Annotated in this window: 23 protein-coding genes; 18 read left to right on the top strand and 5 right to left on the bottom strand. The window is 72.7% G+C overall.

Going from position 1 to position 25199, the window contains the following annotated elements:
* The first annotated feature begins 13 nt into the window (after window positions 1-13).
* Both ACZ4NB_RS24590 and hemW read left to right on the top strand, forming a co-directional pair.
* Window positions 14-2095 (top strand): SpoIIE family protein phosphatase, encoded by a 2082-nt coding sequence (locus ACZ4NB_RS24590; RefSeq protein WP_467664738.1) that lies wholly within the window; start codon window positions 14-16, stop codon window positions 2093-2095.
* Window positions 2096-2453: 358 nt separating this feature from the next.
* On the top strand, window positions 2454-3686 hold the full coding sequence (gene hemW / locus ACZ4NB_RS24595) for a radical SAM family heme chaperone HemW (RefSeq protein WP_467664740.1): 1233 nt from the start codon (window positions 2454-2456) through the stop codon (window positions 3684-3686).
* 116 nt (window positions 3687-3802) lie between these two features.
* On the opposite strand, the gene ACZ4NB_RS24600 is transcribed toward hemW, so the two are convergent.
* Together ACZ4NB_RS24600 and ACZ4NB_RS24605 are read right to left on the bottom strand one after the other, a co-directional pair.
* Window positions 3803-4636 carry a DUF3097 domain-containing protein gene (locus ACZ4NB_RS24600; protein ID WP_467664742.1) on the bottom strand — a complete coding sequence of 278 codons (834 nt, stop codon included), beginning with the start codon at window positions 4634-4636 and terminating at the stop codon, window positions 3803-3805.
* Window positions 4637-4761: 125 nt separating this feature from the next.
* The gene (locus ACZ4NB_RS24605) at window positions 4762-5496 is read right to left on the bottom strand and encodes an MBL fold metallo-hydrolase (RefSeq protein WP_467664744.1); all 735 of its coding nucleotides are present in this window, start codon (window positions 5494-5496) and stop codon (window positions 4762-4764) included.
* 194 nt (window positions 5497-5690) lie between these two features.
* On the opposite strand from ACZ4NB_RS24605, the gene hrcA reads away from it, so the two are divergent.
* From hrcA to ACZ4NB_RS24625, 4 genes are all read left to right on the top strand, one after another.
* A complete protein-coding gene (gene hrcA / locus ACZ4NB_RS24610) occupies window positions 5691-6707 on the top strand; it encodes a heat-inducible transcriptional repressor HrcA (protein WP_393486946.1) in 1017 nt (338 codons plus the stop codon).
* Entirely contained in the window at window positions 6708-7847 is a 1140-nt protein-coding gene (gene dnaJ / locus ACZ4NB_RS24615; RefSeq protein WP_467664746.1) for a molecular chaperone DnaJ, read from the top strand.
* Window positions 7848-7981: 134 nt separating this feature from the next.
* Window positions 7982-9070 carry a nitronate monooxygenase gene (locus ACZ4NB_RS24620; RefSeq protein ID WP_467664748.1) on the top strand — a complete coding sequence of 363 codons (1089 nt, stop codon included), beginning with the start codon at window positions 7982-7984 and terminating at the stop codon, window positions 9068-9070.
* Window positions 9067-9810 carry a 16S rRNA (uracil(1498)-N(3))-methyltransferase gene (locus ACZ4NB_RS24625; RefSeq protein ID WP_467664750.1) on the top strand — a complete coding sequence of 248 codons (744 nt, stop codon included), beginning with the start codon at window positions 9067-9069 and terminating at the stop codon, window positions 9808-9810. Before ACZ4NB_RS24620 ends, ACZ4NB_RS24625 begins: the two co-directional genes overlap by 4 nt.
* 336 nt (window positions 9811-10146) lie before the next feature.
* Here ACZ4NB_RS24625 and ACZ4NB_RS24630 read toward each other — a convergent pair whose 3' ends face one another.
* A complete protein-coding gene (locus ACZ4NB_RS24630; protein WP_467664752.1) occupies window positions 10147-10578 on the bottom strand; it encodes an OsmC family protein in 432 nt (143 codons plus the stop codon).
* Window positions 10579-10752: 174 nt separating this feature from the next.
* Here ACZ4NB_RS24630 and ACZ4NB_RS24635 point away from each other — a divergent pair, with 174 nt between their 5' ends.
* Both ACZ4NB_RS24635 and ACZ4NB_RS24640 read left to right on the top strand, forming a co-directional pair.
* Window positions 10753-11112 (top strand): histidine triad nucleotide-binding protein, encoded by a 360-nt coding sequence (locus ACZ4NB_RS24635; RefSeq protein WP_363153684.1) that lies wholly within the window; start codon window positions 10753-10755, stop codon window positions 11110-11112.
* A gap of 6 nt (window positions 11113-11118) precedes the next feature.
* Window positions 11119-12024 carry a ribonuclease Z gene (locus ACZ4NB_RS24640; RefSeq protein ID WP_467664754.1) on the top strand — a complete coding sequence of 302 codons (906 nt, stop codon included), beginning with the start codon at window positions 11119-11121 and terminating at the stop codon, window positions 12022-12024.
* Window positions 12025-12074: 50 nt separating this feature from the next.
* On the opposite strand, the gene ACZ4NB_RS24645 is transcribed toward ACZ4NB_RS24640, so the two are convergent.
* Window positions 12075-12890, bottom strand: a complete 816-nt coding sequence (locus tag ACZ4NB_RS24645; protein WP_467664756.1) for an HAD family acid phosphatase — start codon at window positions 12888-12890, stop codon at window positions 12075-12077.
* Between the two features lie 251 nt (window positions 12891-13141).
* Here ACZ4NB_RS24645 and ACZ4NB_RS24650 point away from each other — a divergent pair, with 251 nt between their 5' ends.
* From ACZ4NB_RS24650 to ACZ4NB_RS24660, 3 genes are all read left to right on the top strand, one after another.
* The gene (locus ACZ4NB_RS24650; protein ID WP_467664758.1) at window positions 13142-14539 is read left to right on the top strand and encodes an enolase C-terminal domain-like protein; all 1398 of its coding nucleotides are present in this window, start codon (window positions 13142-13144) and stop codon (window positions 14537-14539) included.
* A gap of 146 nt (window positions 14540-14685) precedes the next feature.
* Complete coding sequence (locus tag ACZ4NB_RS24655; protein WP_467664760.1) at window positions 14686-15771, top strand: S-(hydroxymethyl)mycothiol dehydrogenase; 1086 nt, start codon at window positions 14686-14688, stop codon at window positions 15769-15771.
* Window positions 15771-16400, top strand: coding sequence for an MBL fold metallo-hydrolase (locus ACZ4NB_RS24660; RefSeq protein WP_467664762.1), 630 nt, complete (start codon window positions 15771-15773; stop codon window positions 16398-16400). The genes ACZ4NB_RS24655 and ACZ4NB_RS24660 overlap by 1 nt, the downstream gene beginning before the upstream one ends.
* Window positions 16401-16708: 308 nt before the next feature.
* Here the strand turns inward: ACZ4NB_RS24660 and ACZ4NB_RS24665 are convergent, their stop codons facing one another.
* Window positions 16709-18046 (bottom strand): 6-phospho-beta-glucosidase, encoded by a 1338-nt coding sequence (locus ACZ4NB_RS24665; protein WP_467664764.1) that lies wholly within the window; start codon window positions 18044-18046, stop codon window positions 16709-16711.
* 67 nt (window positions 18047-18113) lie between these two features.
* Between ACZ4NB_RS24665 and ACZ4NB_RS24670 the strand changes: the two genes are divergently transcribed.
* From ACZ4NB_RS24670 to era, 7 genes are all read left to right on the top strand, one after another.
* Window positions 18114-19268, top strand: coding sequence for a carbohydrate kinase family protein (locus ACZ4NB_RS24670; RefSeq protein ID WP_467664766.1), 1155 nt, complete (start codon window positions 18114-18116; stop codon window positions 19266-19268).
* Window positions 19269-19441: 173 nt separating this feature from the next.
* Window positions 19442-20446 (top strand): PhoH family protein, encoded by a 1005-nt coding sequence (locus ACZ4NB_RS24675; RefSeq protein WP_393486968.1) that lies wholly within the window; start codon window positions 19442-19444, stop codon window positions 20444-20446.
* A 43-nt stretch (window positions 20447-20489) separates the two neighbouring features.
* Window positions 20490-20987, top strand: a complete 498-nt coding sequence (gene ybeY, locus ACZ4NB_RS24680) for an rRNA maturation RNase YbeY (protein ID WP_467664768.1) — start codon at window positions 20490-20492, stop codon at window positions 20985-20987.
* A gap of 11 nt (window positions 20988-20998) precedes the next feature.
* A complete protein-coding gene (locus tag ACZ4NB_RS24685; protein WP_467664770.1) occupies window positions 20999-22324 on the top strand; it encodes a hemolysin family protein in 1326 nt (441 codons plus the stop codon).
* Between the two features lie 484 nt (window positions 22325-22808).
* Window positions 22809-23672, top strand: a complete 864-nt coding sequence (locus ACZ4NB_RS24690) for a helix-turn-helix transcriptional regulator (RefSeq protein WP_467664889.1) — start codon at window positions 22809-22811, stop codon at window positions 23670-23672.
* Between the two features lie 43 nt (window positions 23673-23715).
* On the top strand, window positions 23716-24072 hold the full coding sequence (locus tag ACZ4NB_RS24695) for a cytidine deaminase (RefSeq protein WP_467664772.1): 357 nt from the start codon (window positions 23716-23718) through the stop codon (window positions 24070-24072).
* Between the two features lie 162 nt (window positions 24073-24234).
* Window positions 24235-25173, top strand: a complete 939-nt coding sequence (era, locus tag ACZ4NB_RS24700; RefSeq protein WP_467664774.1) for a GTPase Era — start codon at window positions 24235-24237, stop codon at window positions 25171-25173.
* Window positions 25174-25199: the final 26 nt, after the last annotated feature.

The raw sequence follows: 25199 nt of genomic DNA on the forward strand, positions 1-25199 counted from the left end.
CGGGAGTTGCTCAATGCGGACGACCACATCGTCTCCACGGGACGACGACGTCATGGCGACGCGCACGACGGCGGAAGGAGCCGATGCCCCACCCGCGGCCGGACCCGCCGCCCGCTCCCTGCGGGCCTGCCTGCCGGGGGATCCGCAGGCCGCTGCCGCCGCCCGGCAGTTCGTCCGGGCCGCCTTCGTCGACTGGGCCGCCCAGCGGCTGCCCGGCGTGGAGGGGCTCACCGACCGGCTCGCGGACGAAGCGGTGCTGCTGGTCAGCGAGTTGGTGACGAACGCGGTGGTGCACGCGGGCACCACCGTCGAGCTGTGCTGCCGGCTTCAGGCGGCGGGCGAGCGGAACGACGAGGCCGATCCGGCTCCCGTACCCGGCGTCGTCATCGAGGTCTCCGACCGCCATCCGGCACAGCCGATCCGCGCCCGCGCGCGGCGCACCGCGTCCGGCGGCCCCGTATCCGACGGCTCCCTGTCCGACAGCGCCACCGCCGACGGCGACAGCTCCGAGAGCGGCGGCCACGGACTGCAGCTGATCAGCGCGGTCGCCGAATCCTGGGGCATCACCTACCGCCGGGCGATGAAGACCGTGTGGTTCCGCCTGCCGGTGGACGCGCCGGACGCCGGCGCACGGCCCGAGCCGGAGATCGCCTACGCCGATCAGCTGCTCCAGCGCGAACTGCGGGCCGCCGAGCTCCTCGCCCCCGCACCGCGCCGGGCCGCCCGCCGGGAGCTGGACGCCGACCGGGTCGAGACCGGCGCCCTGTCGTTCCTCGCCGAGGCATCCGACCTGCTCTCCGGCCAGCTCGACGCCGACCAGGTCGCCGCGCTCGCCGCCCAGCTGATCGTGCCGCGGCTCGCCGACTGGTGTGCCGTCTGGCTCTACGACGGCGACGGCGGCGCGCCCGGCCGGGGCATCGCGGCGAGCGTCGAGGAGCAGCGGCTCGCCCGCGTCTGGCACAGCAGGGAGAGCCGGATCGATGCGCTGCGCACGGCACTGGAGAAACAGCCGCCGGAAGTGCCCGGCACCGCCGCGCCGGGCCGCGCGCCCACCGCGGTCCCCTGGCCCTGGCCGGACGAACCGGGTACGGAGGAGCCGGGCGGCGCGGCGCTGGCCTGCCCCCTGGTCGCCGGCGGCCGCCGGTTCGGCACGCTGCTGCTCGGCCGGGGCGGGCTGCCGCGCATCCCCGACGAGGTCGTCGTCCTGATCGAGGACCTGGGGCGGCGGGTCGCCCGTGCGGTGGCCACGGCACGCGCGTACAGCCGCCAGGAGCGCATCAGCCAGGTGCTGCAGCGCCGGCTGCTGCCCCGGGGGCGGGCGGAGGTGCCCGGAGTGGAGTCGGCGGTGGTCTACGAGCCGCGCGAGGGCGCCTGGGCGGGCGGCGACTTCTGGGACCTCTTCGACGCCGGTGACGGCCGCTGGTGCTTCGCGCTCGGCGATGTCTGCGGCAGCGGGCCCGAGGCGGCCGCGGTGACCGGGCTCGCCCGGCCGGTGCTGCGGCTGCTGGCCCGCGACGGGTTCGGCGTGGCGGAGGTGCTCGACCGGCTCAACAAGACCATGGCCAGGGAGGCGGCGGACTCGGTCGCGGCGGTGGCGGCGGCGGTGGCGGCGGCCGGCGCCGGGGCGGAGGCGCCGGTGGAGATCCGCGAGGAGGGCGAACAGGCCCGCTTCCTGTCCCTGCTCTACGGCGAGATCGTCCCGTACCCCGGCGACTCGGGAGGCGCCCGCTGCACCCTCGCCAGCGCCGGCCACCCGCTGCCGCTGGTGCTGGGCGCGGACGGCGCGGTCCGGGTGGTCGCGGCACCGCAGATGCTGCTCGGGGTGGTCGAGGACGCCGCGTACGTCAGCGAATCGTTTGACCTCTGCCCCGGCGAGACGCTGCTGTGCGTCACCGACGGGGTCACCGAGCGCCGCTCCGGGCGCCGGCTCTTCGACGACGAGGACGGCCTGGCCACGGCCCTCGCCGCCGGGGCCGGCCTCGGCGCCACCGCCCTGGCCGAGCACATCCGCAACACGGTGCACGCCTTCGACCCGACCCCGCCCGACGACGACCTGGCCCTCCTGGTCCTCCAGGCGTCGGGCGGTCCGCCGTAGGGCGGGGCGAGGTGGGGTGGTCGTGGGGCGGGGCGGTCCGGCGTGGGGCTGCGGCATCCCGTGGCGGCATCCCGTGGCGGCGCCCCGTGGCGTCATCCCGCAGGGGGTGGCGCTTACCTTAGGGCGGGTGGGAACAGATCCCGTAGGGGGTGGCTGGGCCCCCTCGGGGCCACAACGGGAGGGGCGGGGAGGGTATTCCCGTCAGCATCCCGGCACGCCCCACCGGCCACGCCCCACCCGGCACCCCCCACCAGGCACGCCCCACCCGGCATTCCTCACCAGGCATTCCTCACCAGGCATTCCCAGCCGTTCCGGTGGGTGAAGCGTGCTCCGTGCCGCATGACGGACAATGGTTCCCATGCCTTCCGCACTGCCTGATGGTGAGCCGATGCCCGAGCACGGGGCGCTGCCCCGTCATGCCCTGGCAGGGGCGGCCGGGCGGCCCCTCGGCTTCTATCTGCACGTGCCGTACTGCGCGACCCGCTGCGGCTACTGCGACTTCAACACCTACACCGCGAGCGAGCTGCGCGGCTCCGGCGGCGCCCTGGCCTCCCGCGACAACTACGCCGACACCGTCGTGGCGGAGATCCGCCAGGCCCGCGAGGTGCTGGGCGACGATCCGCGCCCGGTCGAGACGGTCTTCGTGGGCGGCGGCACTCCCACCCTCCTGCCCGCCGCCGACCTCGCCCGCATGCTGGCGGCCATCCGCGACGAATTCGGCCTGGCGCCGGACGCCGAGATCACCACCGAGGCCAACCCCGAGTCCGTCGACCCCCGCTACCTCTCCGAGCTGCGCGCGGGCGGCTTCAACCGCGTCTCCTTCGGCATGCAGAGCGCCCGGCAGCACGTCCTGAAGATCCTCGACCGCACGCACACCCCCGGCCGCCCCGAAGCCTGCGTCGCCGAGGCCCGCGCGGCCGGCTTCGCGCACGTCAACCTCGATCTGATCTACGGCACCCCCGGTGAGACCGACGACGACTGGCGGGCGTCCCTCGACGCCGCCCTGGGCGCCGGCCCCGACCACATCTCCGCCTATGCCCTGATCGTCGAGGAGGGCACCCAACTGGCCCGCCGGATCCGCCGCGGCGAGGTCCCGATGACCGACGACGACGTCCACGCCGACCGCTACCTGATCGCCGAGGAGCGGCTCTCCGCCGCCGGCTTCACCTGGTACGAGGTATCCAACTGGGCCACCACCGAAGCCGCCCGCTGCCGCCACAACGAGCTGTACTGGACCGGCGCCGACTGGTGGGGCGCCGGCCCCGGCGCCCACAGCCACGTCGGCGGCGTCCGCTGGTGGAACGTCAAGCATCCGGGCGCCTACGCCCAGGCCCTGGCCGAGGGCCGCTCCCCGGGCGCGGGGCGCGAGGTGCTCGCCGACGAGGACCGCCGCGTCGAACGCATCCTGCTGGAACTGCGGCTGTCGGACGGCTGCCCGCTCGGCATCCTCGCCCCGGCGGGAGCGCGCGCGGCGGCACGGGCGCTGGCCGACGGGCTGCTGGAGCCGGCGCCGTACGAGGCGGGGCGGGCCGTGCTGACCCTCCGGGGGCGGTTGCTGGCCGACGCCGTCGTGCGGGACCTGGTGGACTGATCATCCGGCCGGGCGACCCCACCCCGTCGCCCGGCCCGGCCCGTCCCCGCCGCGTCACCCGCCTCCGCCGTCGCCGAGCCCCGCCGCGTCATCCGCCCCCGCGCCTCCCCGCGGCGTCACCCCTCCCCGCCGACCGTGACGAAATCGATCAACTCCTCGACCCGCCCGAGGAGTTGCGGCTCCAGGTCCTTGTAGGACCGTACGCAGGACAGGATCCGCTGCCACGCCGCCCCGGTGTTCTCCGGCCAGCCCAGCGCCCGGCACACCCCCGTCTTCCAGTCCTGGCCGCGCGGAACGGCGGGCCAGGCCGCGATCCCCACCGACGACGGCTTCACGGCCTCCCATACGTCGATGTACGGGTGGCCCACGACCAGGGCGTGCTCGCCGGTGACCTCGGCGGCGATGCGGGACTCCTTGGAGCCGGGCACCAGGTGGTCCACCAGCACCCCCAGCCGGGCGTCCGGTCCGGGGGAGAAGCCGCGGACGATCGCCGGGAGGTCGTCGACGCCCTCCAGGTACTCCACGACGACGCCCTCGATGCGCAGGTCGTCGCCCCAGACCCGCTCGACCAGCTCGGCGTCGTGCCGGCCCTCCACGTAGATGCGCCCGGCGCGTGCGACCCGGGCGCGGGCGCCGGGGACGGCGAGTGATCCAGAGGCCGTACGGGCGGGGCCGCCGGGCGCCGGACGGTGCTGCGGCCGCACGAGGGTGACGATCTTGCCCTCCAGAAGGAAGCCGCGCGGGGCCATGGGGAAGACGCGGTGCTTGCCGAAGCGGTCCTCCAGGGTGACCGTGGGCCCCTCGGCGGTCTTCTCACAGCGGATCACGGCGCCGCAGAAGCCCGTGGCGACCTCCTCGACGACCAGATCGGGGTCGGCCGGCACCTCGGGCGCGGGGCGCTGCTTCTTCCAGGACGGGGTCAGGTCGGGGCTGTAGCGCTTGCTCTGCATGGGCCTGTTCTATACGAGATCACGGCGGCGGGCTCCGGAGACAGCGGGCCCCGATGGCAGCGGGGCCTGATCGCTGCGGGCCCCGATGACGCCGGTCGGGCCCCGATCGCGGCGCAGGCCGGCCCTCAGGAGGGCGGGACGCCGAAGAGGGCCGCCAGGGCGTCGCGCTGGGCGCGGACGAAGGCGGCGTCCACCACGGCGCCATGGCCGGGGACGTACCGCGCGTCCTCGCCGCCCAGGGCCAGCAGGCGGTCCAGGGCCGCGGGCCACTGCTGGGGCAGGGCGTCCGGGCCGGCCTGCGGTTCGCCGGACTCCTCGACCAGGTCGCCGCAGAAGACGATCTCGGGTGCGCCGTGCCGGCCGGGCACCAGGACCGCCAGGTCGTGGGCGGTGTGGCCGGGGCCCACGTTGGCCAGCAGCACCTGCCGGTCGCCGAGATCGACGGTCAGCTGGCCGTGCACATGGTGGTGCGGGGCGACCAGCAGATCGGCGGCCTCCGCCGCGGCGTCCCGCTCGACGCCGTGGCGCATCGCGTCGTGCCGCAGCTCGTCCTTGCCGCGCCGGAGCAGCTCGCCCAGACCGGCCGCGCCGAACACCTCGACGCCGGCGAACGCGGCGGTGCCCAGCACATGATCGAAATGCGGATGGGTGAGCGCGACATGCGTCACTTCCCGGCCCAGTACGCCGCGGATGGCCCGGCGCAGATCCGCGCCGTCACGGATGCTCGCACCGGTGTCCACGATCATGACGCCGGTCGACCCGGCGATCACGCCGATCGTCTCGTCCCAGCCCGGCATCCGGCGCCTGGCGACACCGTCACCGAGCTGTTCCCACCCGGCCTCTTCCCAAGCAGTGCCCATACCGAGACGCTAGCTCCATCGCGATAGCGTTGCCCGGCGGATCGGCCGAACACGGTCATCCGGCGGGCGCCGCGGGAGGTCACCCTTGCCGTGGCCGTGCTACCCGGCCGTACACTGGCTCCGGGTCTGGCACTCGGCCCGTGTGAGTGCCAGGAGTAACGAAACGGCGGACGGCCGGACTGGAGGTGCGCGGGATGCTCAGTGAACGCAGGCTCGAAGTGCTGCGCGCCATCGTCCAGGACTATGTCGGGACGGAGGAGCCGGTCGGCTCCAAGGCGCTCACCGAGCGGCATCAGCTGGGGGTCTCCCCGGCGACCGTCCGCAACGACATGGCAGCCCTGGAGGACGAGGGCTTCATCGCCCAGCCGCACACGAGCGCGGGGCGGATCCCGACCGACAAGGGCTACCGCCTCTTCGTCGACAAGCTGGCCGGCGTCAAACCGCTGTCCAGCCCGGAGCGGCGGGCGATCCAGAACTTCCTGGACGGTGCCGTCGACCTCGACGACGTGGTGGGGCGTACGGTGCGGCTGCTGGCGCAGCTGACCCGGCAGGTCGCGGTGGTGCAGTACCCGTCCCTGACGCGCTCCACCGTCCGGCACGTCGAGCTGCTGGCGCTGGCCCCGGCCCGGTTGATGCTCGTACTGATCACGGACACCGGACGGGTCGAGCAGCGGCTGATCGACTGCCAGACGCCGTTCGCCGAGACCTCGCTGGCGGACCTGCGGGCGCGGCTCAACAGCCGGGTCGTGGGGCGCCGGTTCGCGGATGTGCCGCCGTTGGTGCAGGATCTCCCGGAGTCCTTCGAACAGGACGACCGCAGCACGGTCTCGACAGTGCTGTCGGTGTTGCTGGAGACTTTGGTGGAGGAGACCGAAGAGCGGCTGATGATCGGCGGCACCGCCAATCTCACGCGCTTCGGTCACGATTTCCCCCTGACCATCCGTCCGGTGCTGGAGGCCCTTGAGGAGCATGTGGTGCTGCTCAAGTTGCTCGGCGAGGCCAAGGACTCGGGCATGACCGTACGTATCGGGCATGAGAATGCCCACGAAGGCCTGACGTCCACATCGGTCGTCGCGGTCGGTTACGGTTCGGGCGACGAGGCAGTCGCCAAACTCGGCGTGGTCGGACCGACCCGCATGGACTACCCCGGAACGATGGGAGCGGTACGCGCAGTGGCACGTTACGTCGGACAGATCCTGGCGGAGTCGTAAGTGGCCACGGATTACTACGCGGTCCTGGGCGTACGGCGCGATGCCTCGCAGGACGAGATCAAGAAGGCATTCCGGAGGCTGGCGCGCGAGCTGCACCCGGACGTGAACCCGGACCCCAAGACCCAGGAGCGGTTCAAGGAGATCAACGCCGCTTACGAGGTCCTGTCGGATCCGCAGAAGAAGCAGGTCTACGACCTCGGCGGGGACCCGCTGTCGCAGTCGGGCGGTGCCGGTGGCGGCGCGGGCGGCTTCGGCGCGGGCTTCGGCAACTTCTCCGACATCATGGACGCCTTCTTCGGCACGGCCTCGCAGCGCGGACCGCGCTCGCGCACCCGCCGCGGCCAGGACGCCATGATCCGGCTCGATATCGAGCTGAACGAGGCGGCCTTCGGTACGACCAAGGACATCCAGGTCGACACCGCCGTGGTCTGCACGACGTGCACGGGTGAGGGCGCGGCGCCGGGGACCTCGGCGCAGACCTGCGACATGTGCCGCGGCCGCGGTGAGGTCTCGCAGGTCACCCGGTCCTTCCTCGGCCAGGTCATGACATCGCGGCCGTGCCCGCAGTGCCAGGGCTTCGGCACGGTCGTGCCGACCCCGTGCCCCGAGTGCGCGGGCGACGGGCGGATCCGCTCCCGTCGTACGCTGACGGTCAAGATCCCGGCCGGTGTCGACAACGGCACCCGGATCCAGCTGGCGGGCGAGGGCGAGGTCGGCCCCGGCGGCGGCCCCGCCGGCGACCTCTACGTCGAGATCCACGAGCTGCCGCACCCGGTCTTCCAGCGGCGCGGCGACGATCTGCACTGCACGGTCACCATCCCGATGACGGCGGCGGCGCTGGGCACGAAGTGCCCGCTGGAGACGCTGGACGGGGTGGAGGAGATCGATGTGCGGCCCGGCACCCAGTCCGGGCAGTCGATTCCGCTGCACCAGCGCGGAGTGACGCATCTGCGGGGCAACGGCCGCGGCGATCTCATCGTCCATGTCGAGGTGCAGACCCCGACCAAGCTCGATCCCGAGCAGGAGGAGCTGCTGCGGCGGCTCGCCAAGCTGCGCGGCGAGGAGCGGCCCACGGGCCAGTTCCAGCCGGGGCAGCAGGGGCTGTTCTCCCGGCTGAAGGACGCCTTCAACGGGCGGTAGACCACGGCGCTTTTGGGGTCCGGGCTACGGGAGCCGGTAGCTTCGGACCACGGCCGATCCGGCGCGCCCCAGGCGCGTATCGACGCCGAGCCCCTGATGCGGGGGCTCGGCGTTTCCCGTGACACGATGTGCTCATGTCCACCGCACTGACCGATCTCTGCCGCTATCCGATCGTGCAGGCGCCGATGGCGGGAGGCGGCTCCGGTCCCGAGCTGGCCGCCGCCGTCTGCGGCGCCGGCGGTCTCGGCTTCCTCGCCGCCGGCTACAAGACCGCCGACGGTATGTACCAGGAGATCAAACAGCTGCGGTCGCTGACCGACCGGCCCTTCGGCGTCAATCTCTTCATGCCGCAGCCCTCGCTGGCCGACACCGCCGCCGTCGAGGTCTACCGCGAGCAGCTCGCGGGCGAGGTCGCCTGGTACGAGACCGGGCTCGGCGACACCGACGAGCCCAGCGACGACGGCTACGAGGCCAAGCTCGCGATACTGCGGGAGGACCCGGTCCCGCTGGTGTCCTTCACCTTCGGCTGCCCCTCGCGCGCCGTCCTCGACGCCTTCGCCAAGGTCGGTACGTACACCGTCGTGACGGCCACCACGGCGGCCGAGGCGCAGGCCGCGCAGTGGTCGGGCGCGGACGCGGTGTGTGTGCAGGGCGTGGAGGCCGGCGGCCACCAGGGCACCCACCGGGACGATCCGCACGCGGACGGGACCGGCGCGGGGCTGGGGCTGCTGGCGCTGCTCGGCCAGGTCCGCGAGGCCGTGCAGATCCCGGTGATCGCCGCCGGCGGGCTGATGCGCGGGGCGCAGATCGCCGCCGTACTGGCCGCCGGGGCGACGATGGCGCAGCTGGGGACGGCCTTCCTCGCCACCCCCGAGTCCGGCGCCCACCCGCTGCACAAGCAGGCGCTGACCAACCCCCTGTTCACGCATACCGAGTTGACCCGGGCCTTCTCCGGGCGCCCGGCCCGCGGGCTGGTGAACCGCTTCCTGCGCGAACACGGCCCGTACGCCCCGGCCGCCTACCCCGCCGTCCACTACCTCACCTCCACCGTCCGCAAGGCCGCGGCCAAGGCGGGCGACGCGCAGGCCATGAGCCTGTGGGCGGGGCAGGGGCACCGGCTGGCCAGGGAACTGCCCGCGGCGCAGCTCGTCGAGGTCCTGGCGGCCGAAATCGACGCGGCACGGGCCGCATTGGCCCGCCCCGGCGACGGCGGCGCGTCATGACCGCGCCGGTCTTCCTCGTCGACTCGCTCGCGCAGGCACGGGCCGGCGGCACGCTGACCCTGGACGGCCCCGAGGGCCGGCACGCGGTGTCGGTGCGGCGGCTGCGGGCCGGCGAGGAGGTCGTGCTGACGGACGGCCATGGGACCGGCGCCTACGGCACGGTCGCCTCCGTCGAGGGCAAGGACACCCTCACCGTCGCCGTCGCGGAGCTGCGCACCGACGATCCGCCGGACCCGGTCATCACCGTCGTCCAGGCGCTCCCCAAGGGCGACCGCGGCGAGCTGGCCGTCGAGACGATGACCGAGACCGGTGTGGACGCCATCGTGCCCTGGCCGGCGGCGCGTTGCGTCACCCAGTGGAAGGGCGAGCGGGCCGCCAAGTCGCTGGGCAAATGGCGCGCCACGGCCCGCGAGGCGGGCAAGCAGTCCCGCCGGCTGACCTTTCCGGAGGTCGCCGACCCGCTGACGACGAAGCAGGTCGCCGCCCTGCTGGCCGACGCCGACTTCGCGGCCGTCCTCCACGAGGAGGGCAGCACTCCGCTGGCCACCGCCGAACTCCCCGCCACCGGCCGTATCGTGCTCGTCGTCGGCCCCGAGGGGGGCGTCTCCCCGGAGGAGCTCGCCGTCTTCGCCGAGGCCGGCGCCAAGCCGTACCGCCTGGGCACGACCGTCCTGCGCACCTCCACCGCGGGCACCGCCGCGACGGCCCTGCTGCTGGGGCGCACGGGGCGCTGGAGCTAGGGCCCGTCCGATGGGTCCTGGCCGGGCCCGCGACGCCTGGCACGGCACCTCGCGGCGTTGCCGAATCATCCCGATAGCTCCGCTATCGAGACGCTCCGGCGCCTTGCGATGCACCGCACCAGACGCCGCGGCCTTTCCGACCCCGACCCATCGGACAGGCCCTAGGGCCCGTCCGATGGGTCCTGGCCGGGCGGGACACCCCCGGCGGGCTTCCCGGGGCCGTCGCCGAACCCATCGTCGCACGGCCCACCGACAACGCGGCGGTGCGCCGACCGGCCCCAAGGGCCCGTCGACGCACCGCCGTTCACGCAAGGGGCGACCGGACCGGTCGCCGCGTCAGCCCAGGAGTTCGGCGTTCAGCGTGATGTTCTTGACGCCCGCCAGCGCCTGGCTCACCGGGCAGTTCTTCTTGGCGTCCTCGGCCGCCGCCTGGAAGTCCGCCTCGGACAGGCCGGGGACGCTGGCCTTGACGGTCAGGACGATGCCGGTGATGCCCTCACCGGGCTGGAAGGTGACATCGGCCTTGGTGTCCAGGGCCGCCACGGTGTAGCCCTTGCCCGCCAGGCCGTGCGAGAAGGCCATCGAGTAGCAGGAGGAGTGGGCCGCCGCGATCAGCTCCTCGGGGCTGGTGCGGCCGTTCGGCTGCTCCGCGCGGGAGGGCCAGTTCACGTCGAACGAGCCGATGTTGGAGGACGTCAGGGCGACGGTGCCCTTCCCCTCCAGGAGGTTGCCTTCCCAGTGGGTCTGGGCGGTGCGCGTGGTTGCCATGGTGCATAACTCCCGGTTGTGGGCGAAAGCGATCACCGGTCAGCTTAGTGATCCCCGGGGCGCGTGTGGCGCCGACGGGTGGGGCGCGCCCGTTCCGCCGCCCCGCCGGGCGCCCGGTAGCATCCCAAGCCGTGCGTACCGTGCGCATGACGGACGACCCGGGAGGAGCCACCGGTGGCGGGAGAACCGCAGGCCGACTGCCTGTTCTGCAAGATCGTGGCGGGGGAGGTGCCGGCGACCATCGTCCGGGAGACCGAGACCACCGTCGCGTTCCGCGACATCAACCCCCAGGCCCCGACGCACGTCCTGGTGATCCCCAAGGTGCACTACCCGGACGCCGCCGCCCTCGCCGCCGCCGAACCGCAGGTCATCGCCGACATACTGCGCGAGTCCCGCGAGGTCGCCGCCGAGGACAAGGTCGAGGACCGGGGCTACCGGGTCGTCTTCAACACCGGCGCCGGCGCCGGCCAGACCGTCTTCCACGCACATCTGCACGTCCTGGGAGGCCGCGGCCTCCAATGGCCCCCCGGATAGCCGACCGTGTCCGTACGTGAACTGGTCGTCCTCGGCACCGCGAGTCAGGTCCCCACGCGGCACCGCAACCACAACGGCTACCTCCTGCGCTGGGACGGCCAGGGGCTGCTCTTCGACCCCGGTGAGGGCACCCAGCGCCAGATGCTGCGCGCCGGGGTCGCCGCCCACGACCTCAACCGGATCTGCGTCACCCACTTCCACGGCGACCACTCGCTCGGCCTGGCCGGGGTGATCCAGCGGATCAACCTGGATCGGGTGCCGCACCCGATCACCGCCCACTACCCGGCCAGCGGGGAGCGCTTCTTCGACCGGCTGCGCTATGCCACCGCCTATCGGGAGACCGTCCGGCTGGTCCAGCGGCCGGTCGCCGAGGACGGTGAGCTGGACCGCTCGAAGTCGTATCTGCTGGAGGCGCGCAGGCTCTCGCACCCCGTGGAGTCCTTCGGCTACCGCCTGGTGGAGCCGGACTCCCGGCGGATGCTGCCCGAGCGGCTGGCGGAGCACGGCATCGCCGGGCCGGACGTCGGGCGTCTGCAGCGGCTGGGCGAGCTGAACGGCGTCACCGTCGAGGAGGTCAGCGAACTCCGTCCCGGCCAGCGGTTCGCGTTCGTGATGGACACCCGGCTGTGCCCGGGCGTCCATGCGCTCGCCGAGGGCGTGGACATGCTCGTCATCGAGTCGACGTTCCTGGACGAGGACGTGCAACTGGCCGTGGACCACGGTCATCTGACCGCCGGGCAGGCCGCCGAGGTGGCCGCCCGGGCGGGCGTACGGCATCTGGTCCTGACGCACTTCTCGCAGCGGTACGACGACCCCGCGGAGTTCGAGCGGCAGGCCCGCGCGGCCGGCTATACGGGCGAACTGACCATCGCCAGGGACCTGATGCGGGTGCCGCTGCCCAAGCGGCGCTGAGCGCCCGGTGGCCGCCACCCGTCGTGCGGCGGGCCACCGGGCGCGCCGCCTTACGGCAGGTAGTACATCGGGTTCGGCATCTTGAACGTGCGGTCGCCGGCGCCGCCGCTCAGGTCGCTGTACTGGTCCCCGAAGTTGGCGACGATGTTGTAGCCGAGGGACTCGATGTGCTTGCGGGTGCCGGACTTGTACTCGATGGTGGTGCAGCCGGCGCCGCAGGGCAGGTAGGGCGGCGGGTTCTCCTTGTTCTTCAGGTAGACGTGCGTGCGGTCCAGCGCCACGTCGTAGCCGACGTTCTTGAGGTTGCGCACGCTCCAGTCGCGCTGCGACTCCTTGCGGCCGGTGATGAAGAAGACCTCGGCGCCCTTGTCGTGGGCCCAGTTCACCAGCCGGTCCATGCCGAAGACCGGGTCCATGTCGGTGGTCTCCAGGTACTTGTCCTGGCTCTCCGGGGTGAAGTGGAAGCCGACCTGGAGCTCGTAGTTGTACGTCAGCAGGGTGGTGTCGTCCATGTCCAGGACGATGGCGGGCTTGGCGCGCCCGTCGCCCTTGGAGTGCTTGGCGAGGGCCTTGGCCAGGTAGGTGCGGGCCTTGGCCTCGATGCCGCGGACCTGGCGGGCGTAGTTGCTCTTGGGGGAGGCGTAGTGCTCGCCGTCGGCCGTCACCGTGTCGCCGTAGTACGCCTTGATCTTGTCCTGGACCTGCGTGAGGTTCGGGATCTCCTTGTCGGTGTGCGGCACGGAGTGTTCGGCGGTGGCCTGGCCTATGCCGAAGACCGCGGTGCCGGTGACGAGGGCGGCGACCGTCGCGGCGCCGAGGCGGGCGCGACGGGAGAGGGCGGGGCGGAAGCGATCGGGACGGCGCATGCGCGGCTCCTTCAGGGGGGTGAGTGGTCACCGGTAGGTCTAACAGAGCCTTAAATGCCTATCTACGCGCGAAGATTCAATGATTGGCAAAGGCTCGGCCGGGAGAGGGCATGCCCAACGGGGCGCGCGGCCCGGGGTGTTGACGGCCGGGAGGTCGGATCCCTAGCTTCTGAATTCATCCATGGATATCCTTCATATATGAGAACGGCGTGGGCGTTGGTCGCGACGTCCCGGCCCGTAGGAGCCCCCGGATGACCGACGCCAAGGACGCCCTCACCATCGCCGAGGTCCGCCTCACCCCGATCCTGGTGGCCGATCCGCCGCTGCTGAACACCCAGGGCGTCCACCAGCCCTACACCCCCCGGCTGATCATCGAGCTGATCACGGAAGGCGGCGCGACCGGCCTCGGCGAGACCTACGGCGACACCAAGTACCTCGACCTGGCACAGCCGTTGGCGACCGCGCTGATCGGACGATCGGTCACGGACCTGAACGGCCTGCCGGCACTCGCCGCCGAGGCGTGCGGGGACTCTTCCCCAAGCTCTCCACTGCGTTCGAGCAGGGGAGACCCCAACGCCGCGACCGGCGCCGACGCGGTCGACGCCGGCGGGCTGCGCGGCGTCCAGACCGCCGGCAAGCTGCGGCTCTCGGTCCTCTCCGGCTTCGAGGTCGCCTGCCTCGACGCCTGGGGCAGGACCGCCGGCCTGCCCGTCCACGCCCTGCTCGGCGGCAAGGTCCGCGACCGCGTCGAGTACGGCGCCTACCTCTTCTACCGGTGGGCGGAGCACCCGGACGGCCGCGGGGAGCGCGACGACTGGGGCGCGGCGCTCGACCCGGCCGGCGTCGTCGCACAGGCCCGCCGATTCGCCGACACCTACGGCTTCACCTCCTTCAAGCTCAAGGGCGGGGTCTTCCCGCCCGCCCGGGAGGTGGCGGCGATCCGGGCGCTGGCGGCCGCGTTCCCCGGGCGGCCGCTGCGGCTGGACCCCAATGGCGCCTGGAGCGTGGCGACGTCGCTGCGGGTCGCGGACGCGCTCCAGGACGTCCTGGAGTACCTGGAGGACCCCGCGAGCGGCACCGACCGCATGGCGCGGGTGGCGGCCGGACTGCGCCGAGCGGGGCGGGGCACCGGCGGCCCGGACGGGGGCCCGCGGCGGGCGGGACTCCCGCTGGCCACGAACATGTGCGTGACGACCTTCGACGAGATCGCCGGGGCATTCACCCGCGACGCCGTCCAGATCGTGCTCTGCGACCACCACTACTGGGGCGGGCTGCGCAGCACCCGCGAACTCGCCGCCGTCTGCCGCGCCTTCGGCGTCGGTGTGTCCATGCACTCCAACACCCACCTGGGCATCAGCCTCGCCGCGATGACCCAGGTCGCGGCGACCGTGCCGGACCTCGTCCACGCCTGCGACACCCACTACCCCTGGCAGACCGAGGACGTCCTCACCGAGCGGCTCGCCTTCCGCGACGGCCGGGTGGACGTCGGCGACGCCCCCGGCCTCGGCGTCGAGCTCGACCGCGACCGGCTCACCGCGCTGCACCGCCGCTGGCTCGCCGACGACGGCGGTCTGCGCGACCGCGACGACGCCGCCGCCATGCGGCGCGCCGACCCCGGCTGGACCGCCCCCGCCGTCCCGCGCTGGTGACCCCGGGGAGCGCGCCCCGGGCCGGAGATCACGGACCCGGCCGTGGTCCTGCGCACGGTAGCCCCGCACGCGTACGGTGAGGCACGGCTCAGTGGCAGTGTGCGCCACAGTGGTCCCGTATGTGATCTTTGAAAGGGGCTGTTCCGATGGCACAGGAAGTGCGCGGCGTGATTGCGCCGGGGAAGAACGAACCGGTCCGGCTGGAGACGATCCTGGTGCCGGATCCGGGGCCCGGCGAGGCCGTGGTGAAGGTCCAGGCGTGCGGGGTGTGCCACACCGATCTGCACTACAAGCAGGGCGGCATCAACGACGAGTTCCCGTTTCTGCTCGGGCACGAGGCCGCCGGTGTGGTGGAGTCGGTCGGCCCGGGGGTCACCGACGTCGCGCCGGGCGACTTCGTCGTCCTCAACTGGCGCGCGGTGTGCGGAGCGTGCCGGGCCTGTCTGCGCGGCCGCCCCCAGTACTGCTTCGACACCCACAACGCCCGGCAGAAGATGACGCTGAAGGACGGGACCGAGCTGACCCCTGCCCTCGGCATCGGGGCCTTCGCCGACAAGACGCTGGTCGCCGCCGGGCAGTGCACCAAGGTCGACCCGGAGGTCTCGCCCGCGGTGGCCGGCCTGCTGGGCTGCGGGGTGATGGCGGGCATCGGCGCCGCCCTCAACACCGGCGGGGTCGGGCGCGGCGACTCGGTCGCGGTCATCGGCTGCGGCGGGGTGGGCGACGCGGCCGTGGTGGGCGCGCGGCTGGCCGGAGCGGCCCGGATCATCGCGGTGGACATCGACGACCGCAAGCTGGCGACCGCGCGCACCATGGGCGCCACACACACCGTCAACTCCCGCACCACCGACCCCGTCGAGGCGATCCGCGAGCTGACCGGCGGCTTCGGCGCGGACGTCGTCATCGAAGCGGTCGGCCGGCCGGAGACCTACCGGCAGGCGTTCTACGCCCGCGACCTGGCCGGGACCGTCGTCCTGGTGGGCGTCCCCACCCCGGAGATGACCCTGGAACTGCCCCTGCTGGACGTCTTCGGCCGCGGTGGCGCCCTGAAGTCCTCCTGGTACGGCGACTGCCTGCCCTCCCGCGACTTCCCGATGCTGATCGACCTGCACCAGCAGGGCCGGATCGACCTCTCCGCCTTCGTCACCGAGACCATCGGCATCGACGAGGTCGAGCGGGCCTTCGAGCGGATGCACGCCGGCGACGTGCTGCGTTCGGTGGTGGTGCTCTGATGGCGGCCCGCGTCGACCACCTGGTCACCTCCGGAACCTTCTCGCTCGACGGCGGCACCTGGGACGTCGACAACAACGTGTGGATCGTCGGCGACGACGACGAGGCGATCGTCATCGACGCCGCCCATGACGCCGAGGCCATCCTGGCGGCGCTCGGCGGCCGGACGCTGCGCGCGATCATCTGCACCCACGCGCACAACGACCACATCGACGCCGCCCCCGCGCTGGCGAACCGCACCGGCGCCCGGATCCATCTGCACCCCGCCGACCTGCCGCTGTGGCAGCAGACCCACCCGGACACCGCGCCGGACACGGAGTTGGCGGACGGCCAGGTCCTGACCATCGCCGGTACGGATCTGCACGTGCTGCACACCCCGGGCCACGCACCCGGCGCGGTCTGCCTCTACGCGCCCGACCTGCGGACGGTCTTCACCGGCGACACCCTCTTCCAGGGCGGTCCCGGTGCCACCGGCCGGTCCTTCTCGGACTTCCCGACGATCGTCGACTCGATCCGGGAGCGGCTGCTGACGCTGCCGCCGCAGACGCAGGTCCGTACCGGGCACGGCGACCCGACGACCATCGGGGACGAGGCGCCGCACCTGGAGGAGTGGATCAAACGGGGCCACTAGCGGACCGAACGGGGCCACTGGCGGGCCGAGCGGGGCCACTGGCGGGCCGAGCGGGGCGACTGGTGGATCGAGCGAGGCCACTAGGGGCCGGGCGAACACTTCCCGTAGGGGGTGCGAGCGCCCCCTGCGGGGCCTGAACGTGGTGGGGGCGGGGTGGTATTCCCGGGGCGGGGGAGTGCCCCGGGGCCGGACGGTGCCCCGAGGCGGGGTGGTGCCCCGAAGCGGGGTGGTGCCCCGAGGCGGGGTGGTTCCCGGTCCTGGCCGACGAGCCCCGATCTGGTCGGCAATCACGGTGGTCACGCCCATGGTCACGTCCCGGTGGTCGCCCGCCGTAGAATGCGGGCGGCCACCGCCGGGGAGTCCACCAGCGGGTGCAGCGCCAGCGCCCGCAGCGCCGCGCCCCGGTCCTTGCCCACCGCCGCCTGGACCGTCGCCCGCTCCACCGCCTTGACCTGAAGCATCAGCCCCAACTGGTCCTCCCTCAGCGGCGCGCAGGGCAGCGGGCGGGCGCCGCGGGCGGTCACCTCGCACACCGTCTCCACGATCGTGTCCGGCGCCAGCTGCGGCACCGTCGTGCCGTTGCGGACATTGAGGATCAGCCGGGTCCCGCTGTCGCCCACGATGGCGTGCATCAGGGCCAGCGCCACCCGGTCGTAGCCACCGCCCTCCAGGTCGTGGCTGTCGCGCTGCCAGCCGCCGCTGGCCTCCCGGCTGTGCGCCATGTACGTCTCCTCGCGCTCCAGCCGCGTCCGCTCCCACAGCGCGTACACCGCCTCCGGACCGCCCGCCGCGGCGGCCCGCTCGAAGAAGCCGCCCTGCTGCTGGTCGAGGAACTCACCGCGGGTCTCGGCGGTGTCCCGCACCGAGGCGAGGGTCTCGCGGCGGAAGTAGTAGTAGTGCAGATACTCGTTGGGGAGCGCGCCCAGGGTGCGCAGCCAGTCCGGGCCGAAGAGCCGGCCCTCCTCGAAGGAGCCCAGCGCCGCGTCGTCGGCGAGCAGCCCCGGCAGCAGCTCCCTGCCCTCCAGCGTCAACGACCGCAGCCAGCCGAGGTGGTTGAGCCCCACGTAGTCGTAGCCGACGTCGCCGTGCTCGAAGGCCGCCGGGTCCGCGCCGGCCGCCCGCGCTGCCCGGCGCACCAGCCCCACGGGTGAATCGCAGATCCCGATGACGCGGTCGCCCAGCACCTGCGACATCGCCTCGGTGACCATGCCCGCGGGGTTGGTGAAGTTGATGACCCAGGCGTCCGGGGCGAGCGCGGCGACCCGCTCGGCGACGTGCAGCGCCACCGGGATCGTCCGCAGGCCGTACAGGACGCCGCCCGCGCCGACCGTCTCCTGGCCCAGCACCCCCTCGGACAGCGGGATCCGCTCGTCGCGGATCCGGCCGGCGGTACCGCCCACCCGTATCGCGGAGAAGACGAAGTCGGCGCCGGCCAGCGCGTCGTCCAGCCCCGTCGCGACCCGTACGGGCACCGGCGCCCGGTGCCCCCGCGCCAGCCGCGTCAACACCTCGGCGATCACCGCCACCCGGCGGGCGTCGGTGTCGTACAGCACCACTTCGGAGACGGATCCCGTCGCGTCGTCCAGCAGCGCGCGGTAGACCAGCGGCACCCGGAAACCGCCGCCGCCGAGAATCGTGAGCCTCATGAGGCGGAACGTACCGCAGCATCAGGCACACTGGCGGCACGTGCTGATAGCAGAAGGGGCGTGCACGGTGAGCAGCCGACGCGATGTCCATCCGCCCGCGGGCCCGGCCGAAGTGCCACCGGCCCTCGATCCGCTGGCCGAGGTGCGCGCCGAGGGCGATCCGCACACCGACGTCTACCTCACCGGCACGGTCTTCCTGGACATCGTCTTCACCGGCCTGGACTCCGCGCCGGTGCGCGGCACCGAGTCCTGGGCCCGCGGGATGGGCTCCAGCCCCGGCGGCGTCGCCAACATGGCCACCGCGCTGGCCCGGCTGGGGCTGCGCACGTCCCTCGCCGCGGCCTTCGGCGACGACAAGTACGGCGAGTACTGCTGGGAGGCGCTCGAACAGGGCGAGGGCATCGACCTGGCGCTGTCGCGCACGGTCCCCGGCTGGCACTCCCCGGTGACCGTCTCCATGGCGTACGAGGGCGAGCGCACGATGGTCTCGCACGGCCACGAGGCGCCGCCGCCGGACTTCGCCTTCGACGGCAAGCACGCGCCGGGCTGCCCGCCGCCGTCCCGCGCCTGCGTCGCCTCGCTCGTGCCGGGCCGCCGGGAGGGCTGGCTGGGCTGCGCGGCGGGCCGCGGCAGCCGCATCTTCGCGGACGTGGGCTGGGACGACAGCGGCCGCTGGGACCCGGCCGACCTCGCCGACCTCGAACACTGCGAGGCGTTCCTGCCCAACGCGGAGGAGGCGATGCGCTACACCCGCACGGACTGCCCGCGCGCGGCCGCCCGCAAGCTCGCCGACCTGGTGCCGCTCGCGGTCGTCACGCTGGGGTCGAAGGGGGCGTACGCGGTGGACGGGCGGACCGGCGAGAGCGCCGAGGTGCCCGCCATCGCCGTGGAGGCGCTGGACCCCACCGGCGCCGGCGACGTCTTCGTCGCGGGCTTCGTCACCGGCACCCTGGCCGACTGGCCGCTCGCCGACCGGCTGGCCTTCGCGGGGCTGAGCGCGGCGCTGTCGGTGCAGGAGTTCGGCGGTTCGCTCTCCGCGCCGGGCTGGGCGGAGATCGCGGCCTGGTGGCGGCGGGTGCGGGCCTACGAGACCGGCGACGGGGGCGCGGCGGGCGCGCTGCGCCGGCAGTACGCCTTCCTCGACGAGGTGCTGCCCGCGGCCTACCGGCCCGCTCCGCTGGCCCGGGCCGTCCCCACGATCGGCTTCCGCCGCCCGGCCTGAGCTGCGCCGACGGCGGGCGGCCCGCTCCGCCGGCCCGGGCGGCGGGGAAAAGCCCTCGGGCTTGTCGGTGCCCCGTCGTACTCTTGTAGCGCAAGGAGTCAGTGCAGGCAGGCACCTCTGAGGGCTCCTCCGATGAGCAAAGGATGGGGGTTGAGCAGGCCTCGCGCCGCCCTATGACCCAGACACCCACGCAACCGCAGGCGTCCGCCCAGTTCACCGTCCCGGCCAAGCACCCGATGGTCACGGTCCTGGGATCCGGAGACTCGCTACTGCGCGTGATCGAGAAGTCCTTCCCGGCGACCGATATCCACGTCCGCGGCAACGAAGTCAGCGCGGTCGGCGACGCCCGGGAAGTCGCTCTCATCCAGCGCCTTTTCGACGAGATGATGCTGGTGCTCCGCACCGGACAACCGATGACGGAGGACGCGGTGGAACGCTCGATCGCCATGCTGCGCGCGGCGGAGGACGGCGAGGGCGCGGTGAGCGAGACGCCCGCCGAGGTGCTCACCCAGAACATCCTCTCCAACCGCGGGCGCACGATCCGGCCCAAGACCCTCAACCAGAAGCGCTATGTCGACGCCATCGACAAGCACACCGTCGTCTTCGGCATCGGCCCCGCCGGCACCGGCAAGACGTATCTGGCCATGGCCAAGGCCGTCCAGGCGCTGCAGGCCAAGCAGGTCAACCGCATCATCCTGACCCGCCCCGCGGTCGAGGCCGGCGAGCGGCTGGGCTTCCTGCCCGGCACCCTCTACGAGAAGATCGACCCGTATCTGCGGCCGCTCTACGACGCGCTGCACGACATGCTCGACCCCGACTCCATCCCGCGCCTGATGGCCGCGGGCACGATCGAGGTCGCGCCGCTGGCGTATATGCGCGGCCGGACGCTCAACGACGCGTTCATCATCCTCGACGAGGCGCAGAACACGAATCCCGAGCAGATGAAGATGTTCCTCACCCGCCTCGGATTCGACTCCAAGATCGTCATCACCGGCGATGTCACCCAGGTCGACCTTCCGGGCGGCACGAAGAGCGGTCTGCGCCAGGTCCGGGAGATCCTGGACGGCGTCGACGATGTGCACTTCTCCCTGCTCACCAGCAAGGATGTGGTCCGGCACAAGCTGGTCGGCCGTATCGTCGACGCCTACGAGAAGTACGACAGCCGCAACGGCCAGTGAGCCGGACGCACCGAGCGAACGAGAAGTGAGAAGCAACGCCCCCATGTCCATCGACGTCAACAACGAGTCCGGTACGGACATCGACGAGCAGGCCATCCTGGACGTCGCGCGCTACGCCGTCGCCCGGATGCGCATCCACCCGCTGTCCGAGCTGTCCGTCATCGTGGTGGACGCCGAGGCCATGGAGCAGCTCCACATTCAGTGGATGGACCTGCCGGGCCCGACCGATGTCATGTCCTTCCCGATGGACGAGCTGCGTCCGCCGGCCAAGGACGACGAGGAGCCCCCGCAGGGGCTCCTCGGTGACATCGTGCTGTGCCCGGAGGTCGCCAAGAAGCAGGGGGGGGAGGCGCCGACCGGGCACAGCATGGACGAGGAGCTCCAGCTGCTGACCGTCCACGGCGTGCTCCATCTCCTCGGCTACGACCACGAGGAGCCGGACGAGAAGGCCGAGATGTTCGGTCTGCAGGCGGCGATCATCGATGGCTGGCGCGCCGAGCGGGGCCTGACCGGCCCCTCTCCCGCCCCCACCGTCACCTGACGGTGCCCGCGATGACCACCCAGCTGATCGCGGTCGCGGTCCTGCTCGTCGTGATCGCCTGGCTCGCCGCCTGCGCGGAGGCGGGCCTGGCCCGTACCACCAGCTTCCGCGCCGAGGAGGCGGTCCGCTCCGGGCGCCGCGGCAGCACCAAGCTCGCCCAGGTGGCCGCCGATCCCACCCGCTACCTCAATGTGGCGCTGCTGGTGCGGGTCGGCTGCGAGATGGCCGCCGGCGTCCTGGTCACCTACGCCTGCCTGCGCTCCTTCGAGGAGACCTGGCAGGCGCTGACCGTCGCCATCGGCGTGATGGTGCTGGTCTCCTATGTCGCCGTCGGCGTCTCGCCGCGGACGATCGGCCGCCAGCATCCGCTGAACACCGCCACGGCCGCCGCGTACGTCCTGCTGCCGCTGGCCCGCATCATGGGCCCCATCCCGCAGCTGCTGATCCTCATCGGCAACGCCCTGACCCCCGGCAAGGGCTTCCGCAAGGGCCCGTTCGCCTCGGAGGCGGAGCTGCGCTCCCTGGTCGACCTCGCCGAGAAGGAGTCGCTGATCGAGGACGAGGAGCGCCGGATGGTGCACTCCGTCTTCCAGCTCGGCGACACCCTCGTCCGCGAGGTGATGGTGCCGCGTACGGACCTGGTCGCCGTCGAGCGCTTCAAGACCATCCGCCAGGCGCTGACCCTCGCCCTGCGCTCGGGCTTCTCCCGGATCCCGGTGACCGGCGAGAACGAGGACGACATCGTCGGCGTGGTCTACCTCAAGGACCTCGCCCGCAAGGTCCACATCAGCCGCGACGCCGAGACCGAGCTGGTCTCCACGGCCATGCGGCCCGCCGTCTTCGTCCCCGACACCAAGAACGCCGGTGATCTGCTGCGCGAAATGCAGCAGGACCGCAATCATGTCGCGGTGGTCATCGACGAATACGGCGGCACCGCCGGGATCGTGACCATCGAGGACATCCTTGAGGAGATCGTCGGCGAGATCACCGATGAATACGACCGGGAATTGCCGCCGGTCGAGGATCTCGGCGACGGCCGCTATCGCGTCACCGCCCGCCTGGACATCGGCGACCTCGGCGAGCTCTACGGCCTGCCCGAGCTGGACGACGAGGACGTGGAGACCGTCGGCGGCCTGCTCGCCAAGCTCCTCGGCCGGGTCCCGATCGCCGGCGCCACCGCTGAGGTGGACCTCTCCGGTGCCGACGCCGATGCCGGGCTGACCGCGCTCCGGCTGACCGCCGAGTCGCCGGCCGGCCGCCGCAACAAGATCATCACGGTGGTCTGCGAGCCGGTCCGCGCCAAGGTCGCGGGCGAGGCCGGGGAACTCTCCGGCTAATCCCCGGAGAATTCGGGAGTGTTCTCCGCCGTCGATGTGCAGAAAATTGCACACGGCGCTCAGGTGCAGAAAATTGCACATGGGCACTTATCTCCAGTGCACCAGAAATGTTCTGTAAGTCATCTCCGATGGGGCTGGATTCTTCCCGGCCTGCCATGGAAGGATCTTCGAGCGGCCGCAGGAATGCGGCCGCCGTGCGTGAGAGAAATCGTCAGAGAAATCTTGCAGCGCAGGTTGCCCCGGCTACGGGGGTACCGGGGCAACCACCTTCTTCCTCCTCGGCCGCGCCGCGGCGTCCGCGAAGCCGCCGGAGGGGTGTCGGCTATCGGCATACGACGAGCCTGCGGGCCCGGAACACGCCGTGGGAGCGGGAACTTATCGTGGTGCCCGCACCACCAGCCACGCCGACAGGGGGAGAAACGTGGCCCCGAACACCGCCGCCCACGACACCTCGCGCCGACGCCAGGACCTGCGCGACTTCCTGATGAGCCGGCGCGCCCGGGTCACCCCGGCCGAGGCGGGCCTGCCCGACGGCGGCCGCCGCCGTACGCCGGGACTGCGCCGCGAGGAGGTCGCCGTCCTCGCCGGGGTCGGTGCGTCCTGGTACCAGTGGCTGGAGCAGGGCCGCGACATCACCGTCTCCCCGCAGGTGCTGGACGCGGTCGCCCGGGTGCTGCGGCTCAGCGGCGCCGAGCGGCGGCATCTGTACGTACTGGCCGGGCTGAACCCGCCGCTGCGGCAGGACGCCGAGGAGCTGGGCATGACGGATGTCTGCGCGGGCCTGCAGCGGCTGATCGACGCCTGGATGCCGTTCCCGGCGCACATCATGGACCCGTACTGGAACACCATCGCCTACAACGAGGCGGCGCACCTGGTCATGGGCCACGGCCGCCCCGGCGTCTCCCGCAACTGCCTGATCGCGTTCTTCACCGACCCGGTGTACCGCGCGCGGGCCGCCAGCTGGGAGGCGAACGCGCCGCAGATCGTCGCCCAGTACCGCGCCGCGTGCTCGGCGCGCCCCGACGACGAGGGCTTCGACGAGATCGTCCGCGAAACCTCCGCGCTCAGCGCGGAGTTCCGCGAGCTGTGGGCGCGCGGCGATGTGCAGGACGGCGGCCAGCTGCACAAGGAGATGGACCATCCGCTGGTCGGCGCCCTGCTGTTCGAGACCACCCAGCTGCGCATCCCGGTCCGGCCGGACCTGAACATCGTGCTGCACAACGCGCGCCCGGAGACGGACACCGCGGCGAAGCTGGAGTGGCTCACCCCGCCGGAGGGCAGACGGGGCTCCCCCCGCGCGCGCCTGGTCGAGCGTGGGGGAGGCGGGAGGTACCCGGTGGCGGGGTGATCCCCGTACGGCCGCCGGGGCGGCGGCGCATATGCTCGCCCGTATGACCGAAGCCGCACCGCTGGACCCCGAAGACCGCAAGATCATCACGCTCGCGCGCTCGGCACGGGCGCGCAACGGAGTGCCCGAGGGCGCCGCCGTACGCGACGAGACCGGCCGCACCTACGTCGCCGGCACCGTCGCCCTGGACTCGCTCAAGCTCAGCGCGCTGCAGACGGCCGTCGCGATGGCCGTCGCCAGCGGGGCGACGTCCCTGGAGGCCGCGGCCGTGGTCACCGACGCCGAGGGCGCCGCCGACGCGGACCGTGCGGCCGTACGGGACCTCGGCGGCCCCGGGACGCCGGTCCTGGTCGCCGGCCCCGACGGCACCCTGCGCCTCGCGGTCCCGGCGGGCGAGTAGGACCCATCGGACAGGCCCTAGCCCGGCCCCGGCCGCGGGACGCGCGGGGCGGGCCCGTCCAGCAGAGCCCGCCCGCATCCGCCGCGTGCCGCGGCCCCGCGCCGCACTGATCATCGCCCGGCGTGGTCGGAGCGGCGCCGTGGATCGGGGAGAATGGGCGCCATGAGCGTTCGTACAGACTCCTCCGCCGCGCACCGCGCCGGCTTCGCCTGCTTCGTCGGCCGCCCCAACGCGGGCAAGTCCACCCTCACGAACGCTCTCGTCGGGACGAAGGTGGCGATCACCTCCAACCGCCCGCAGACCACCCGCCACACGGTGCGCGGCATCGTGCACCGCCCCGACGCCCAGCTGGTCCTCGTCGACACACCGGGTCTGCACAAGCCGCGCACGCTGCTCGGCGAGCGCCTCAACGACATCGTCCGCACCACCTGGTCCGAGGTCGACGTGATCGGCTTCTGTCTGCCCGCCGACCAGAAGATCGGCCCCGGCGACCGCTATATCGCCGGTGAGCTGGCCGACATCAAGAAGACCCCCAAGGTCGCCATCGTCACCAAGACCGACCTGGTCGACTCCAAGGCGCTGGCCGCCCAGCTGATCGCGATCGACCAGCTCGGCAAGGAGCTGGGCATCGAGTGGGCCGAGATCATCCCGGTCTCGGCGGTGGGCGACACCCAGGTCTCCCTGCTGGCCGACCTTCTCGTCCCGCTGCTCCCCGAGAGCCCCGCGCTCTACCCGGAGGGCGACCTCACCGACGAGCCCGAGCAGGTCATGGTCGCCGAGCTGATCCGCGAGGCCGCCCTGGAGGGCGTACGCGACGAGCTGCCGCACTCGATCGCGGTGGTCGTCGAGGAGATGCTGCCGCGCGCGGACCGCCCCGCCGACAAGCCCCTGCTCGACATCCACGCCAACGTCTACATCGAGCGCCCCAGCCAGAAGGGCATCATCATCGGCCCCAAGGGCAAGCGCCTGAAGGAGGTCGGCACCAAGTCCCGCAAGCACATCGAGGCGCTGCTGGGCACGCCGGTCTTCCTCGATCTGCACGTCAAGGTGGCCAAGGACTGGCAGCGCGACCCCAAGCAGCTGCGCAAGCTGGGCTTCTGACGGCCCGGCCCCGCAGGGCCTCCCGG

This window comes from Streptomyces sp. NPDC026575, assembly GCF_055567415.1.